This is a genomic window from Streptomyces sp. UW30 (genome assembly GCF_008042075.1).
In the GTDB taxonomy this organism is placed as follows: Bacteria; Actinomycetota; Actinomycetes; order Streptomycetales; family Streptomycetaceae; genus Streptomyces.
The window spans coordinates 650,823-665,826 of sequence record NZ_RDBN01000037.1; the positions used below are offsets into that span (position 1 = coordinate 650,823).

General features: G+C 70.1%; 17 protein-coding genes. 11 read left to right on the forward strand and 6 right to left on the reverse strand.

The features are described 5' to 3' along the window. Positions 1-98: 98 nt before the first annotated feature. On the forward strand, positions 99-1,205 hold the full coding sequence (locus EAO75_RS21515) for an amidohydrolase family protein (RefSeq protein ID WP_147996690.1): 1,107 nt from the start codon (positions 99-101) through the stop codon (positions 1,203-1,205). A 13-nt stretch (positions 1,206-1,218) separates the two neighbouring features. On the opposite strand, the gene EAO75_RS21520 is transcribed toward EAO75_RS21515, so the two are convergent. The 4 genes from EAO75_RS21520 to EAO75_RS21535 all read right to left on the reverse strand — a co-directional run bounded on the left by EAO75_RS21520 (position 1,219) and on the right by EAO75_RS21535 (position 4,832). Further along, entirely contained in the window at positions 1,219-2,229 is a 1,011-nt protein-coding gene (locus tag EAO75_RS21520) for a COX15/CtaA family protein (RefSeq protein WP_147998005.1), read from the reverse strand. Between the two features lie 57 nt (positions 2,230-2,286). Then, positions 2,287-3,003: an ABC transporter permease gene (locus tag EAO75_RS21525; RefSeq protein ID WP_147998006.1), complete on the reverse strand. Its 717-nt coding sequence runs from the start codon at positions 3,001-3,003 to the stop codon at positions 2,287-2,289. Between the two features lie 62 nt (positions 3,004-3,065). After that, the gene (locus tag EAO75_RS21530) at positions 3,066-3,989 is read right to left on the reverse strand and encodes an ABC transporter ATP-binding protein (RefSeq protein ID WP_147996691.1); all 924 of its coding nucleotides are present in this window, start codon (positions 3,987-3,989) and stop codon (positions 3,066-3,068) included. Positions 3,990-4,034: 45 nt separating this feature from the next. After that, complete coding sequence (locus EAO75_RS21535) at positions 4,035-4,832, reverse strand: aminoglycoside N(3)-acetyltransferase (RefSeq protein ID WP_147996692.1); 798 nt, start codon at positions 4,830-4,832, stop codon at positions 4,035-4,037. Between the two features lie 161 nt (positions 4,833-4,993). On the opposite strand from EAO75_RS21535, the gene EAO75_RS21540 reads away from it, so the two are divergent. From EAO75_RS21540 to EAO75_RS21575, 8 genes are all read left to right on the forward strand, one after another. Continuing rightward, positions 4,994-5,746 (forward strand): helix-turn-helix transcriptional regulator, encoded by a 753-nt coding sequence (locus EAO75_RS21540; protein ID WP_147996693.1) that lies wholly within the window; start codon positions 4,994-4,996, stop codon positions 5,744-5,746. Then, positions 5,743-7,167, forward strand: a complete 1,425-nt coding sequence (sufB, locus tag EAO75_RS21545) for a Fe-S cluster assembly protein SufB (RefSeq protein ID WP_147996694.1) — start codon at positions 5,743-5,745, stop codon at positions 7,165-7,167. Before EAO75_RS21540 ends, sufB begins: the two co-directional genes overlap by 4 nt. Before the next feature lie 64 nt (positions 7,168-7,231). After that, a complete protein-coding gene (gene sufD, locus EAO75_RS21550) occupies positions 7,232-8,413 on the forward strand; it encodes a Fe-S cluster assembly protein SufD (RefSeq protein ID WP_147996695.1) in 1,182 nt (393 codons plus the stop codon). Beyond that, the gene (locus tag EAO75_RS21555) at positions 8,413-8,742 is read left to right on the forward strand and encodes a non-heme iron oxygenase ferredoxin subunit (RefSeq protein WP_147996696.1); all 330 of its coding nucleotides are present in this window, start codon (positions 8,413-8,415) and stop codon (positions 8,740-8,742) included. The genes sufD and EAO75_RS21555 overlap by 1 nt, the downstream gene beginning before the upstream one ends. Positions 8,743-8,749: 7 nt before the next feature. Continuing rightward, entirely contained in the window at positions 8,750-9,514 is a 765-nt protein-coding gene (gene sufC, locus EAO75_RS21560) for a Fe-S cluster assembly ATPase SufC (RefSeq protein ID WP_093907212.1), read from the forward strand. Beyond that, positions 9,511-10,767: a cysteine desulfurase gene (locus EAO75_RS21565; protein ID WP_147996697.1), complete on the forward strand. Its 1,257-nt coding sequence runs from the start codon at positions 9,511-9,513 to the stop codon at positions 10,765-10,767. The genes sufC and EAO75_RS21565 overlap by 4 nt, the downstream gene beginning before the upstream one ends. Before the next feature lie 16 nt (positions 10,768-10,783). Next, positions 10,784-11,251, forward strand: a complete 468-nt coding sequence (gene sufU / locus EAO75_RS21570; RefSeq protein ID WP_147996698.1) for a Fe-S cluster assembly sulfur transfer protein SufU — start codon at positions 10,784-10,786, stop codon at positions 11,249-11,251. After that, positions 11,248-11,580, forward strand: a complete 333-nt coding sequence (locus EAO75_RS21575; RefSeq protein ID WP_102911749.1) for a metal-sulfur cluster assembly factor — start codon at positions 11,248-11,250, stop codon at positions 11,578-11,580. Before sufU ends, EAO75_RS21575 begins: the two co-directional genes overlap by 4 nt. A 70-nt stretch (positions 11,581-11,650) precedes the next feature. Here the strand turns inward: EAO75_RS21575 and EAO75_RS21580 are convergent, their stop codons facing one another. After that, a complete protein-coding gene (locus EAO75_RS21580) occupies positions 11,651-12,481 on the reverse strand; it encodes an AbfB domain-containing protein (protein WP_147996699.1) in 831 nt (276 codons plus the stop codon). Positions 12,482-12,820: 339 nt separating this feature from the next. Here EAO75_RS21580 and EAO75_RS46005 point away from each other — a divergent pair, with 339 nt between their 5' ends. Beyond that, on the forward strand, positions 12,821-13,006 hold the full coding sequence (locus EAO75_RS46005; RefSeq protein WP_187284534.1) for a hypothetical protein: 186 nt from the start codon (positions 12,821-12,823) through the stop codon (positions 13,004-13,006). A gap of 20 nt (positions 13,007-13,026) precedes the next feature. Here the strand turns inward: EAO75_RS46005 and EAO75_RS21590 are convergent, their stop codons facing one another. After that, positions 13,027-13,878: a LysR substrate-binding domain-containing protein gene (locus EAO75_RS21590; RefSeq protein ID WP_147996701.1), complete on the reverse strand. Its 852-nt coding sequence runs from the start codon at positions 13,876-13,878 to the stop codon at positions 13,027-13,029. 82 nt (positions 13,879-13,960) lie between these two features. Between EAO75_RS21590 and EAO75_RS21595 the strand changes: the two genes are divergently transcribed. Then, on the forward strand, positions 13,961-14,902 hold the full coding sequence (locus tag EAO75_RS21595; protein ID WP_222723977.1) for an MBL fold metallo-hydrolase: 942 nt from the start codon (positions 13,961-13,963) through the stop codon (positions 14,900-14,902). The last annotated feature ends 102 nt before the right edge of the window (positions 14,903-15,004 follow it).

Here is a 15,004-nt window from a genome sequence, read left to right on the forward strand (position 1 = left end):
CGAACCTGAGCCGGCCTCGCCCTTTCGCAACACCAAGTCGCCGGTTCACCCGTTAGGACCTGTAGAGCAATCGCAGCGTCCACCTACGGGGAGCCCGGATGATCGACACGCCGTCCCTCGTGGACCAGTACTGCCACGGCGTACTGCGAACAGAGCTGGGCCTCGGCACCTTCGAGGCCCAGCTGGCCCGCACCGAGGGCCCACCGGCGCCCGGCACCACACTCTTCGACACCCAGACGGGTTTCGCCGTACGCCGCTGGTGCCCCCCGCTCCTGGGCCTCGAACCGCACTGCCGGCCCGCGCGCTATCTCGCCCGGCGCCGAGAACTCGGCGTGCTGGAGGCGGGCCGGCGCCTGCTGCGCGGCAGCGGTATCACGACGTACCTGATCGACACCGGGCTGCCCGGCGACCTCACCGGCCCCCGGGAGATGGCGTCCGCCGGATCGGCCGAGGCCCGCGAGATCGTCCGCCTTGAACTCCTCGCCGAACAGGTCGCCGACACCTCCGGCACCGTCGAGTCCTTCCTGGCCAACCTCGCCGAGTCGGTGCACGGCGCGGCCGCGAACGCTGTGGCCTTCACGTCGGTCGCGGGTGTACGGCACGGCCTCGCACTCGCGCCCGAGCCGCCGGGGCCGGGCGAGGTGCGGGGCGCGGCCGGCCGCTGGCTGGCGGCACGCAGGGTCGGCGGCGAGCTGAGCGACCCGGTGCTGCTGCGGCACCTGCTGTGGATCGCGGTGGCGTCGGGACTGCCGCTGCAACTGCACGCGGGACTGGGCGAGCCGGGCCTGCGCATCGACCGCACCGACCCGGTGCTGCTCACGGACTTCGTCCGCGCCACGGCCGGCCTCGGCACCGACCTGATCCTGTTGCACGGCTACCCCTACCACCGGCACGCCGCCCACCTGGCCGGCGTCTTCCCGCACGTCTACGCCGACTCCGGCGCCGCCCTCATCCGCACCGGCGCCCGCGCGGCCACGATCCTCGCCGAGATCCTGGAACTGGCCCCCTTCGGCAAGATCCTCTTCTCCAGCGGAGCCCAGGGCCTGCCCGAACTGCACGTGGTGGGCGCCCGACTCTTCCGCGAGGCGCTCGCCAGGGTGCTCGGCGGCTGGGTCGCCGAGGGGGCGTGGTCGCTGGCGGACGCGCAGCGGGTGGCGGGGATGGTGGCGGCGGGGAACGCGCGCAGGGTGTACGGGCTGGACTGAGCGGCCCGGACGGCTACGCGCGGGTGCCGACCGCGGCCTCGGCCGTCGGACCCGGGATCCCGATCTCCTCGTGCGGCCGTTCCCGCAGGGCGAGCAGGACGCGGAGCGTGGCGATCCAGACCAGGGCCGAGCCGAACATGTGCAGGCCGACCAGGATCTCGGGGAGGTCCGTGAAGTACTGGACGTAGCCGATGACGCCCTGGGCGAGGAGGATCAGGAAGAGGTCGCGGGTGCGGTTCAGGGGGCCCTTCGGGGCGTCGACCGCCTTGAGGACGAACCACAGGGCGAACGTCAGCGTGACCACGATCCAGGCCAGCACGGCGTGCAGCTTGGTGACGTTCTCCCAGTCGACCGGCATCCGCTCGACCTCGCTGGAGTCGCCCGCGTGCGGGCCCGCACCGGTGACCACCGTGCCGACCAGGATCAGCAGCGCCGACGCCGCGACCAGGAACCACACCAGCTGCTGCACCGCCTTGCCCGCCAGCGGACGGGCCGCCCCGTCGCCCTCCCGGGCGCGCTGCCACATCACCGTGGCGACCGCGATGAGCGCGGACGTCGCCACGAAGTGGGCCGCGACCGTGTAGGGGTTCAGGCCGACCAGGACGACGATGCCGCCGAGCACCGCGTTGCTCATGACGATCCAGAACTGCGCCCACCCGAGCCGGGTGAGCCCACGCCGGTACGGCTTCGCGGAGCGCGCCGCGATGATCGCCCAGCCGACCGCGGCGCACAGCACGTACGTCAGCATGCGGTTGCCGAACTCGATGGCGCCGTGCAGGCCCATCTCGCTGGTGGCGGTGAGCGAGTCGTCGGTGCACTTGGGCCAGGTCGGGCAGCCGAGACCGGACCCGGTGAGGCGTACGGCACCGCCGGTGACCACGATGAGCACCGACATCACGAGCGCGGCGAATGCCGCCCGTCGGACCGTCCTCGGGGTCGGGGTCCAGCGTGCGGCGATGAAGGCGAGCGGGTTGCGCGCGGCCGCTACGGCGTCGGCGCGGGTCAGCTTTGGCACGCGCCCTATCGTAGGCGGCCGCTTGTGCACGCTTTCACGAGGGTCCCGTTCGCCCTTCGGTCCGGGCTACTCCCAGCGGAAGAACTTCCCCGCTGCCGCCAAGGCGACGACCGCCCACACGGCGAGGATCCCGAGGTCGCCCCAGGGCATCCCGGCCCCGTGCTGGAGCACGTCCCGCAGTCCGTCCGACAGCGCCGAGATCGGCAGCAGGCCCAGCACGTCCTGCGCACCCGCCGGGAACTTGTCCAGTGGCACGATCACTCCGCCGCCGACGAGGAGCAGCAGGAACACCAGGTTGGCGGCGGCCAGCGTGGCCTCGGCCTTGAGCGTGCCGGCCATCAGCAGGCCGAGCCCCGAGAAGGCGGCCGTCCCCAGGATCAGCAGGAGGACGACCGCTGCCGGGTTGCCGTGCGGCGACCAGCCCAGCGCGAACGCGATCACCGTCAGCAGCAGGATCTGCAGGACCTCGGTGACCAGCACCGACAGCGTCTTGGCGGTCATCAGGCCCCAGCGCGGCAGCGGTGAGGAGGCCAGCCGCTTCAGCACGCCGTACCGGCGCTCGAAGCCCGTGGCGATGGCCTGCCCCGTGAACGCCGTGGACATCACGGCCAGCGCGAGGATGCCGGGGGCGAGGAAGTCGACGGCCTCGCCGGAGCCCGTGTCGACGATGTCCACCGAGCTGAAGAGGACCAGCAGCAGGGTGGGGATCACCACCGTCAGCAGCAGCTGCTCGCCGTTGCGCAGCAGCATCTTCGTCTCCAGGGCCGCCTGCGCCCCGATCATGCGGGGGAGCGGGGCGGCGCCCGGCCTCGGGGTGTACGTACCCGAACCTGTACCGACGGCGGTCACGCGCGCAGCTCCTTACCGGTGAGCTCCAAGAAGACGTCCTCCAGAGTGTGCCGTTCCACCGAGATCCGGTCCGGCATCACCCCGTGCTGCGCGCACCACGACGTCACCGTCGCCAGCAGCTGGGGGTCGACCTTGCCGACGACCCGGTACGAGCCCGGTGTCAGCTCCGCGGCCGTGCAGTCGGCGGGCAGGGCCTTGAGCAGGGATCCCACGTCGAGGCCCGGGCGGCCGATGAAGCGGAGCGTGTTCTCGGCGCCGCCCCGGCACAGCTCCTCCGGGGAGCCCTGGGCGATGACCCGGCCCGCGTCGATGATCGCGACATCGTCGGCGAGCTGCTCGGCCTCGTCCATGTAGTGGGTGGTGAGGATGACCGAGACACCGTCCGCGCGCAGGTCCCGGATCAGGTCCCAGGTGGCCCGGCGGGCCTGCGGGTCGAGCCCGGCGGTCGGCTCGTCGAGGAACACCAGCTCAGGGCGCCCGACCACGGCCATGGCCAGGGCGAGCCGCTGCTGCTGGCCGCCGGAGAGGCGGCGGTAGCCGGTCCGGCCGCAGCTGTCGAGGCCGAGCCGTTCGATGAGGGCGTCGACGTCCAGGGGATGCGCGTGCAGCTTGGCGACATGGCGCAGCATCTCGTCCGCCCGCGCGCCCGAGTAGACGCCGCCGGACTGGAGCATCACGCCGATCCGGGGCCGCAGCGCGCCGGACTGTCTCACCGGGTCGAGCCCCAGGACACGCACGGTGCCGGAAGTCGGCCTGCGGTATCCCTCGCAGGTCTCGACGGTCGTCGTCTTGCCCGCGCCGTTGGGTCCGAGTACGGCCGTGACGCCCGCCTGGGCCACCAGGTCGAGACCGTTGACCGCGGTTTTGTCGCCGTACCGCTTCACCAGGGCCTGGACCTGGAGCACGGGCTCAGTTCGCATGGCTCCAGAGTCTAGGTACGCGGCCGGTAACCCGAACGGCCGGGTTCACATCTGTTCCCCGCGGGGCCGGTGTATCGCCAGCCACCGCTCGGCGTACGCCACCGCGTCCGCCAGGGGGAACAGCCGTACGTCGGCCGCGCCCGCCTTCCCGCGTACGACGGTGCGGTCCCGCTCGAAGTCATGGCCCAGTTCGTCGAACCGGTCCGAGGTGATCGACACCTCGGTCACCACCTCCCAGCCCGCGGGCCCGGGCCGCCCGACCTTCACGAGCGGCGAAGGTATCCGGTACTCGGCGAGATGGAAGCCGGTGCACGCGTCGTAACCGGCGCCGAGCAGCAGCACGCGCGCGTGGAGCGCCTCGAGGCGGGCCAGCGGGCTGCGCTCACCGAGCCGGCAGTCGAGGGCGTGGCCTGCGACGATCTCGCCCGCGCGTGGGCCGACGGCGGCGAAGGACGTCTGCGGGTGCGCGCTGCGCAGGGCGCCGGGCCAGGTCCGTACGGTCTCCGGGATCACGCCGACCCCGCGCGTGGGCGTGACGGCCGGGTCGTACGCGGGCATGGTCGCCCGGATGGGCTCCCACCACTCCTCGGGCACGGGCGGGTTGCTCCACACCGCCGGATCCGAGAGGTCGCCGGTCTGGGTGGGGACCACCAGGGTGCCGTCGGGGCCGAGGGCGTCGAGCAGTGCCTGGACCACCGCGACGGGGCCTCCGCAGACCCAGCCGAGCGAGCTGAGCGAGGAGTGCGCGAGGACGGTTTCACCGGTTTGGACGCCGAGCTCGCGCAACTGTGCCGCGAGGGTGCCCCGAGTGACAAGAGGGCCGGTCGGAGGGGGTGTCGACATGTTTCGGGAGTGTCCCGCAGGGAGCCCCACGAAGCCAGCGATTTGATCGATCAAAGATCGTTTCCGCAGGTCAGATTAGGTATGCCTAAGTGACGCAGGGCACCATCGTGGCACCCGGGCGCGGCTTGCCTGGCTTTGAGGAATTACGCAACAATGGCGTTGTGAAAAACGTCGGCGAGGCTCGGGAGGCCCTCACGGGGCCCCCTCAGGAGGAGCTCGCGACCGGTGAGCGTTCGACACGCAACCGCGTCGCGCGATCCATCCTGGACCACGGCCCGTCGACCGTCGCCGAGCTGGCGGGCCGGCTGGGACTGACCCAGGCCGCCGTACGCAGGCATCTGGACGCGCTGGTCGCCGATGACGTCGTTGAGGCCCGGGAGCAGCGGGTGTACGGCACGCGCACGCGTGGCCGTCCCGCCAAGGTCTTCGCGCTCACCGACTGCGGCCGCGACGCCTTCGACCAGTCGTACGACAAGCTCGCCGCGGACGCCATGAAGTGGATCGCCGAGCGTGAGGGCGGGAGCGAGGCGGTCGCCGCCTTCGCCCGGGCCCGGATCGCCGCTCAGGCGAGCGCCTACCGCAAGGCGATCGAGGCGGCCACCCCCGACCAGCGCACGGAAGCCCTGGCCAAGGCCCTGAGCGCAGACGGGTACGCTGCTACGGCGCGCAGCGCACCCCTCCCTCAAAAAGGCGAGCAGCTCTGCCAGCACCACTGCCCGGTCGCGCATGTCGCGGAGCAGTTCCCCCAGCTGTGCGAGGCGGAGACGGAGATCTTCGCCGAGCTGCTCGGAACGCACGTCCAGCGCCTGGCGACCATTGCGCACGGCGACGGCGTCTGCACGACGTTCATCCCAAAGATTTCCCACACCACCGATAACGCATCTGCAAGCACGGCCGGGAGGAACCCCGCATGACTCTCCCCATCGAGGAGACTGCCCACCCCGAGCTCGACGGCCTGGGCAAGTACGAATACGGCTGGGCGGACTCCGACGAGGCCGGCGCCTCTGCCAAGCGCGGTCTGAGCGAGGACGTCGTCCGCGACATCTCCGCGAAGAAGAACGAGCCGGACTGGATGACCAAGCTCCGCCTCAAGGGCCTGCGCCTGTTCGACAAGAAGCCCATGCCGAACTGGGGCTCGGACCTGTCGGGCATCGACTTCGACAACATCAAGTACTTCGTACGCTCCACGGAGAAGCAGGCGGAGTCCTGGGAGGACCTGCCCGAGGACATCAAGAACACCTACGACAAGCTGGGCATCCCGGAGGCGGAGAAGCAGCGCCTGGTCGCCGGTGTCGCCGCCCAGTACGAGTCGGAGGTCGTCTACCACCAGATCCGTGAGGACCTGGAGGAGCAGGGCGTCATCTTCCTGGACACCGACACCGCGCTGAAGGAGCACCCGGAGCTCTTCAAGGAGTACTTCGGCACCGTCATCCCGGTCGGCGACAACAAGTTCGCGTCGCTGAACTCCGCGGTGTGGTCGGGCGGCTCGTTCATCTACGTGCCCAAGGGTGTGCAGGTCGAGATCCCGCTCCAGGCCTACTTCCGTATCAACACGGAGAACATGGGCCAGTTCGAGCGGACGCTGATCATCGTCGACGAGGGTGCCTACGTGCACTACGTCGAGGGCTGCACCGCCCCGATCTACAAGTCGGACTCGCTGCACAGCGCCGTGGTCGAGATCATCGTCAAGAAGAACGCCCGCTGCCGCTACACGACCATCCAGAACTGGTCGAACAACGTCTACAACCTGGTCACCAAGCGCGCCGTCGCCTACGAGGGCGCGACCATGGAGTGGATCGACGGCAACATCGGCTCCAAGGTGACGATGAAGTACCCGGCCGTCTACCTGATGGGCGAGCACGCCAAGGGCGAGACCCTGTCCATCGCCTTCGCGGGCGAGGGGCAGCACCAGGACGCCGGCTCCAAGATGGTCCACATGGCGCCGAACACCTCCTCCAACATCGTCTCCAAGTCGGTGGCGCGTGGCGGCGGTCGTACGTCCTACCGCGGTCTCGTCGAGATCGGCGAGGGCGCTCACGGCTCCAAGTCCAACGTGCTGTGCGACGCGCTGCTCGTCGACACCATCTCCCGCTCCGACACGTACCCCTACGTGGACGTCCGCGAGGACGACGTGTCCATGGGCCACGAGGCGACCGTCTCCAAGGTCTCCGAGGACCAGCTCTTCTACCTGATGAGCCGTGGTCTGAGCGAGTTCGAGGCGATGGCCATGATCGTGCGCGGCTTCGTCGAGCCCATCGCGAAGGAGCTGCCCATGGAGTACGCCCTTGAGCTCAACCGGCTGATCGAGCTGCAGATGGAAGGCGCGGTCGGTTAAGACCCGCTCCTTTCGGACAACAGCTAGCGAAATCTGACGTAGGAAAGAGAGCAGACCGACAGCCATGGCTGAGGCTCAGAACATCCCCGTGGGGTCCACCACCGCGGGCCAGATCGCGGTGGCCGCCGAGTCGACCGTCGCCACGCGCATGAGCGCGCCCCCGTCCTTCGACGTCGCGGACTTCCCGGTCCCGCACGGCCGCGAGGAGGAGTGGCGGTTCACCCCGCTGGAGCGCCTGCGCGGGCTGCACGACGGCACCGCCGTGGCGACCGGCGACGGCCTCCAGGTCACCGTCGAGGCCCCCGAGGGCGTCACCGTCGAGACCGTCGGCCGTGACGACGCGCGCCTCGGCAAGGCGGGCACGCCCGTGGACCGCGTCGCCGCGCAGGCGTACTCGGCGTTCGAGAAGGCCGGCGTGATCACCGTCCCCAAGGAGACGGTCCTCACCGAGCCGATCCGTATCGCCGTGCACGGCGAGGGCGGGGTCGCCTACGGCCACCAGGTCGTGGAGCTCGGAGCCTTCGCCGAGGCCGTCGTGGTCATCGACCACACCGGTGACGCGGTGCTCGCCGCCAACGTCGACTACATCCTGGGCGACGGCGCCAAGCTCACCGTCGTCTCCGTCCAGGACTGGGACGACAAGGCCGTGCACGTCGGCCAGCACAACGCGCTGATCGGCCGCGACGCCACCTTCAAGTCGTTCGTGGTCACCTTCGGCGGCGACCTCGTACGCCTGCACCCGCGCGTCGCCTACGCCGGCACCGGCGGCGAGGCCGAGCTCTTCGGCCTCTACTTCACGGACGCCGGCCAGCACCAGGAGCACCGCCTCCTGGTCGACCACAACACCCCGCACTGCAAGTCCAACGTCGCCTACAAGGGCGCGCTCCAGGGCGAAAGCGCGCACGCGGTGTGGATCGGCGACGTGCTGATCGAGGCCAAGGCCGAGGGCACGGACACCTACGAGATGAACCGGAACCTGGTTCTGACCGACGGCGCCCGCGTCGACTCCGTGCCGAACCTGGAGATCGAGACCGGCGAGATCGTCGGCGCCGGGCACGCCTCGGCCACCGGCCGTTTCGACGACGAGCAGCTCTTCTACCTGATGGCCCGCGGCATCCCGGCCCACGAGGCCCGTCGCCTGGTGGTCCGCGGCTTCTTCGCCGAGCTGGTCCAGCAGATCGGTGTCGACGACATCGAGGAGCGTCTGCTCGCCAAGATCGAGACCGAGTTGGAGGCCACGGTCTGATGGCCTTCGTACGCGCCTGTGGGCTGAGCGAGCTGGAGGAGGACACCCCGAAGCGGGTGGAACTCGACGGCACGCCGGTCTCGGTCGTGCAGACCGAGGGTGAGGTGTTCGCGATCCACGACATCTGCTCCCACGCGAACGTGTCGCTCTCCGAGGGCGAGGTGGAGGACTGCCAGATCGAGTGCTGGCTGCACGGCTCCAGCTTCGACCTCCGCACCGGTAAGCCGTCCGGCCTACCCGCGACGCGCCCCGTACCCGTATACCCCGTAAAGATCGAAGGGGGCAGCGTCCTCGTTGACGTACGCGCCTCCCTCACCCAGGAGTCCTGAGGCACCCATGGCAACGCTTGAAATTCGAGACCTGCACGTCACCGTCGAGGCCGACAACGCCACGAAGGAGATCCTCAAGGGCGTCGACCTCACCGTGAAGCAGGGCGAGACGCACGCCATCATGGGCCCCAACGGCTCGGGCAAGTCGACCCTCGCCTACTCCCTGGCGGGTCACCCGAAGTACACGATCACCGGCGGCACCGTCACCCTCGACGGCGAGGACGTCCTGGAGATGTCCGTCGACGAGCGCGCCCGCGCGGGCCTGTTCCTGGCGATGCAGTACCCGGTCGAGGTCCCCGGCGTCTCGGTCTCCAACTTCCTGCGCACCTCCGCCACCGCCATCCGCGGCGAGGCCCCCAAGCTGCGCACCTGGGTGAAGGAGGTCAAGGAGGCCATGGAGCGCCTCAACATGGACCCGTCCTTCGCCGAGCGCAATGTGAACGAGGGCTTCTCCGGCGGTGAGAAGAAGCGCCACGAGATCCTTCAGCTGGAGCTGCTCAAGCCGAAGGTCGCGATCCTCGACGAGACCGACTCCGGCCTGGACGTCGACGCCCTGCGCGTCGTCTCCGAGGGCGTGAACCGGGTCCGTGAGACCGGCGAGGTCGGCACCCTGCTGATCACGCACTACACGCGCATCCTGCGCTACATCAAGCCCGACTACGTCCACGTCTTCTCCGCCGGCCGCATCGTCGAGTCCGGCGGCGCCGAGCTCGCCGACAAGCTGGAGAACGAGGGCTACGAGGCCTACACGAAGGGTGGCGCATCCGCGTGACACAGCTGCCGGGCCTCCTCGACACCGAGGCGCTCCGCAAGGACTTCCCGATCCTGGACCGCGTCGTCCACGGCGACAAGAAGCTCGTGTACCTGGACRACGCGGCGACCTCGCAGACGCCGCGCCAGGTGCTCGACGTGCTCTCCGAGTACTACGAGCAGCACAACGCCAACGTCCACCGTGGCGTGCACGTCCTCGCCGAGGAGGCCACGGCGCTGTACGAGGGTGCGCGCGACAAGGTCGCCGAGTTCATCAACGCGCCCAGCCGCAACGAGGTGATCTTCACCAAGAACGCCTCCGAGTCGCTGAACCTCGTGGCCAACATGCTCGGCTGGGCCGACGAGCCCTACCGGGTGGACCACGAGACCGAGATCGTCATCACGGAGATGGAGCACCACTCCAACATCGTGCCGTGGCAGCTGCTCGCGCAGCGCACGGGCGCGAAGCTGAAGTGGTTCGGCCTCACCGACGACGGCCGTCTCGACCTGTCCAACATCAACGAGATCATCACGGAGAAGACGAAGATCGTCTCCTTCGTGCTGGTGTCGAACATCCTGGGCACCCTCAACCCGGTCGAGGCGATAGTGCGCCGCGCGCAGGAGGTCGGTGCGCTGGTCTGCATCGACGCCTCGCAGGCAGCGCCGCACATGCCGCTGGACGTGCAGTCGCTGCAGGCCGACTTCGTGGCCTTCACCGGCCACAAGATGTGCGGCCCGACCGGCATCGGCGTCCTCTGGGGCCGCCAGGAGCTGCTGGAGGACCTGCCCCCGTTCCTCGGCGGCGGCGAGATGATCGAGACGGTGTCGATGCACTCGTCGACGTACGCTCCCGCCCCGCACAAGTTCGAGGCGGGCACGCCCCCGATCTCCCAGGCGATCGGCCTCGGCGCGGCGATCGACTACCTCAACTCGATCGGCATGGACAAGATCCTCGCCCATGAGCACGCGCTCACCGAGTACGCGGTGAAGCGGTTCGCGGAGGTCCCCGACCTCAGGATCATCGGCCCGACCACGGCCGAGGACCGGGGCGCCGCGATCTCCTTCACGCTCGGCGACATCCACCCGCACGACGTGGGCCAGGTCCTCGACGAGCAGGGCATCGCCGTCCGGGTCGGCCACCACTGCGCCCGCCCGGTGTGCCTGCGGTACGGAATTCCTGCGACCACGCGAGCGTCGTTCTATCTGTACTCCACGCCGGCCGAGATCGACGCTCTGGTGGACGGCCTGGAGCATGTCCGGAACTTCTTCGGCTGACGGGACGAGCGATCGCATGAAGCTGGATTCGATGTACCAGGAAGTCATCCTGGACCACTACAAGAACCCGCACGGGCGGGGCTTGCGGGATGGCGACGCCGAGGTGCACCACGTCAACCCGACGTGCGGCGATGAGATCACCCTGCGCGTGAAGTACGACGGCACGAAGATCGAGGACGTCTCGTACGAGGGCCAGGGCTGTTCCATCAGCCAGGCGAGCGCGTCCGTACTGAACGAACTCCTCGTCGGCAAGGACGTCTCCGACGCGCAGAAGATCCAGGAGACCTTCCTGGAGCTGATGCAGTCCAAGGGCAGGATCGAGCCCGACGACGAGATGGAGGAGGTGCTGGAGGACGCGGTCGCGTTCGCCGGCGTCTCCAAGTACCCGGCACGGGTCAAGTGCGCCCTCCTCAGCTGGATGGCGTGGAAGGACGCGACGGCCCAGGCCCTGGGCGGAGCCGACGCCGAAAGGAAGACGGCATGAGCGAGACCGTTGAGATGAAGCCGGCCTCGGAGGAAGAGGTCCGCGAGGCGCTGTACGACGTCGTCGACCCCGAGCTGGGTATCGACGTCGTCAACCTCGGCCTGATCTACGGCATCCACATCGACGACGCGAACATCGCGACGCTCGACATGACCCTGACCTCGGCGGCCTGCCCGCTGACGGATGTCATCGAGGACCAGGCCAAGTCCGCCACGGACGGCCTCGTCAACGAGCTGCGCATCAACTGGGTCTGGATGCCGCCGTGGGGCCCGGACAAGATCACGGACGACGGCCGGGAGCAGCTTCGGGCGCTCGGGTTCAACGTCTGAGACACCCCGTTCGCGGGAGAGCGGCGGTACCTTCGGGTGCCGCCGCTTTCGTACGCTCAGCGCCCCCGTCTCAGGCGAGCCCGTCCACCAGCCGGAACGACGAGTCCGCGACGTAGAGGGAGCTGTAGTCGTAGCGTTCGAGGCGTACGACGAAGTTCTTGTGCCGGAGGAAGTAGCCCGGGTAGTTGACCGACTCCAGCATGGTGGCGCCGGAGTGGGAGGAGCCGCGGGGGCAGAACGTGGCGTCCTGGGCGAACAGGGCCGAGCCGTCGTTGCGTTCGGCGCGCAGGACGAAGCCGCGGTGGCGCAGGTACGTCCCGTCGTGCGTCGCGAAGGAGTGGCAGGAACTGTTGGCCAGGCCCCTGACCTGCTTGAAGGTGGAGTCCTGACGGGACTCGGAGCCGCGGACCTGGTCCAGGGCCACAGAGCCGTCGCGCACGTGCCAGTAGCGGTCGGGGTAGTTGACCGCACGTATGGACCGCCATGTGGTGGTCGCCGGAGGCTTCGGCGCGGCCGTCGTCGCTGAACCGGCCCCGCCGGAGGACGACTTGGACGGCTCCGGCGCCGGCTTGGGCCTGGTGGCGTTCTGCTCGCCGGGTGCCTTCGTCGCCGACTTCTGCGTCGACAGGCCGCTCCGGCCCGTCGGGGGAGTCTGTGACGGCGTGGCGAAGGAGATCAGGCCGGGTACCGTCGCGTCCGCGACGGGGGACGCGGCTGCGGCTGAATCATCGTCAGCGTCCCTTTCCGATACGGCTATCGCCGTGACGCAGGCGATGATCGTCGCCATCGCCATCCCGCCCGCCAGCCACAGGCGGCGCGTCCCCGGTGCCCGCGAGGTGTCCGGGGCCCAGCCGTTCTCCCAGGGTTGGTCCTGAGACGACCGGGACTTGTTTTCAGGCATGCGGAGTTCCTCCAGCGGCGTCACGAGACGACAGCCGCGGCTGTGAAGGACCGGTATGTGAACGGTAAAACACTAGTGGACCCTGTGGTCCGGGAGCAGCTGTTTGGAACGAGCCGTATCCACATCGATTTCTCAGCGCGCCCCCAGTCCCGCCTCATCCGCCCGCAAGCCTGGCACCGACGCACCGACGCACCGAGGCACCGAGGCACCGAGGCACCGAGGCACCGACGCACCGAGGCACCGACGCACCGACGCACCCACGGCGCCTGGACGCCTCGCGCGCGGGCAGCTGGCGAACTGCGACTGACGCCCGATCAGATACGGCTGCGCGACGCCGCGTTGGGTAAGCGACTGGTGCGCCACGGCTATGAGCTCAGCGGAGCCGTCGGCCCCGACCCGGCCGAACTGCTCCGCTACCGCCGGGTCGCGGCGCAGCGCCGCGCCGCCCACACCAAGCGGCGGGTCCTCGACCGGCTGGCACGGATGAGCGAACCCGGCCCGGTCGCGGCGCAGTTCGGGGCGTGAGCGGGCACAGTGCCCGGCCGTCAGTCGCGGTACGCGGCCGTCGCGATTGCCGCGAGCGACCTGATCAGCGGGTTCGTGTCGCCCTCCTGCCACACCGCCAGCACGCGACTCGGCGCCATGTCCGCCATCGGTACGACGGCCAGCTCCTCGGGCATCTCGTGCCCGAGCGGTGCCATCCCGACCGTGCCGTTCCAGAGAACGGCCTGCACACACTCCTGGACGCCGCGCACCACGGGACCCTCGCGCCGCTCACCGCCGTTCCAGTACGCCTGCCACAGCGGGTCGGTGCCGGGCGGGAACCGGAACCAGCGCCGGCCGGCGAGGTCGGCCGGCGTCAGCCGGTCGCGGCCGGCCAGCGGATCGTCGGCGCGCAGCACGGCGCCCACCGGGTCGGCGCGCAACTCCTGCACCGTCAGGCCGGTTTCGTCGAACGGCCCACGGGTCAGGGCGACATCGACGAGACCGGCGCGCAGTCCGCAGGTCGGATCCGTCAGGTCGCTCTCGCGGATGCGGACCTCCACACCGGGATGGCGCCCGCGGTAGGCGGCGGCCAGCCGGGTCGCGCCCCGGTCGGTGCTGTCGCCCAGGAAACCGACGGTGAGGGTCCTGGCGCCGGCCGCCGTCGCCACGCGCACACGCACCCGGTCGGCCTGGTCGAGCAGGGCACGCGCCTCGTCCAGCAACGCCGCTCCGGCCGGGGTGAGGGTGACGCCGGCGGGGGAGCGGTGCAACAGGGTGGCGCCGACGTCGGACTCCAGCTGCTTGATCGCCCGGCTCAGCGGCGGCTGGCTCATGTGCAGGCGGGCGGCGGCCCGGCCGAAGTGCAGTTCCTCGGCGACGGCCACGAAATAGCGCAGGGTGCGCAGCTCCATGAACAGCGACGATACCCGTCCGGTATCGAGGTCACCGTATGGGTCTTGGACGGCCGCGGCACCTCGGAGGTGGACTCGGAACATGGCTGACAAACCCATGTCCCACGCGCCCATGGCGGACCCCGCCGTACCGACCGACGTTCCCCTGCCCGACCCCGCCGTACGGACGGCCGGCGCCCGGGAGATCGCCCCCGACCTGCTGGTGATCCCGAACCAACGGGTCCCGCTGGTGCCCAACATCGGCATCATCGGCGGTACCCGTGCCGTGCTCGTCGTCGAGACGGGAATCGGCACCGCCAACGCCGAGCAGGTCCTCGCCTTCGCCGCCGAGGTGGCGAAGGGCCGCCGACTGTATCTGACCACCACCCACTTCCACCCCGAGCACGCCTTCGGCGCCCATGTCTTCGCCGGCGAGGCCACCTACCTGGTCAACCGCGCACAGGCGGACGACCTCAGGACCAAGGGGCCGGGCTACCTGGAGATGTTCCGCGGCTTCGGCGGGGCGATCGCCCACCGGCTCGAAGGCGTCCGGCCGCCCACCCCCGACGTGGTCCACGACGGCGGCCACGACCTGGACCTCGGCGGCCGGATCGTGCGGCTGCGGGCGACCGGCCGGGGCCACACGAAGGGGGACCAGGTGGTCGAAGTGCCGGACGCCGGGGTGCTGTTCACCGGGGACCTGGCCGAGACCGGGCAGTTCGCCATCTTCCCGTGGTTCCCGCCCTACGACACGGATGTGTCCGGCGTGCGCTGGCTGGCGGTGATGGAGCGGCTGGCCGCCGGTGAACCCCGGGTGGTGGTCCCCGGCCACGGCGACGTCGGCGGTCCGCAGGTGATCGCCGACGTCCGTGACTATCTGCGCGAGTTGCGCGACGAGACCTGGCGCCGGCGGGACTCCGCGATGGGCGAGGACGAGATCGTCGCCGAGGTCCGGGCGCTGCTGATCGAGCGGCATCCGGAGTGGGCCGGACGGGAGTGGATCGAGCGGGGCGTGGGGTGCCTGTGTGCCGAGCACACCGGCTGAGCCTGGGGAGTGTGCGCAGGTCGCCGCGGGACGGAGGCGGGTGAACTCCCGGCGCCGAGCAGGGCATCATGGCCGGGCAGCACCGTAGTGCACGTACCGACA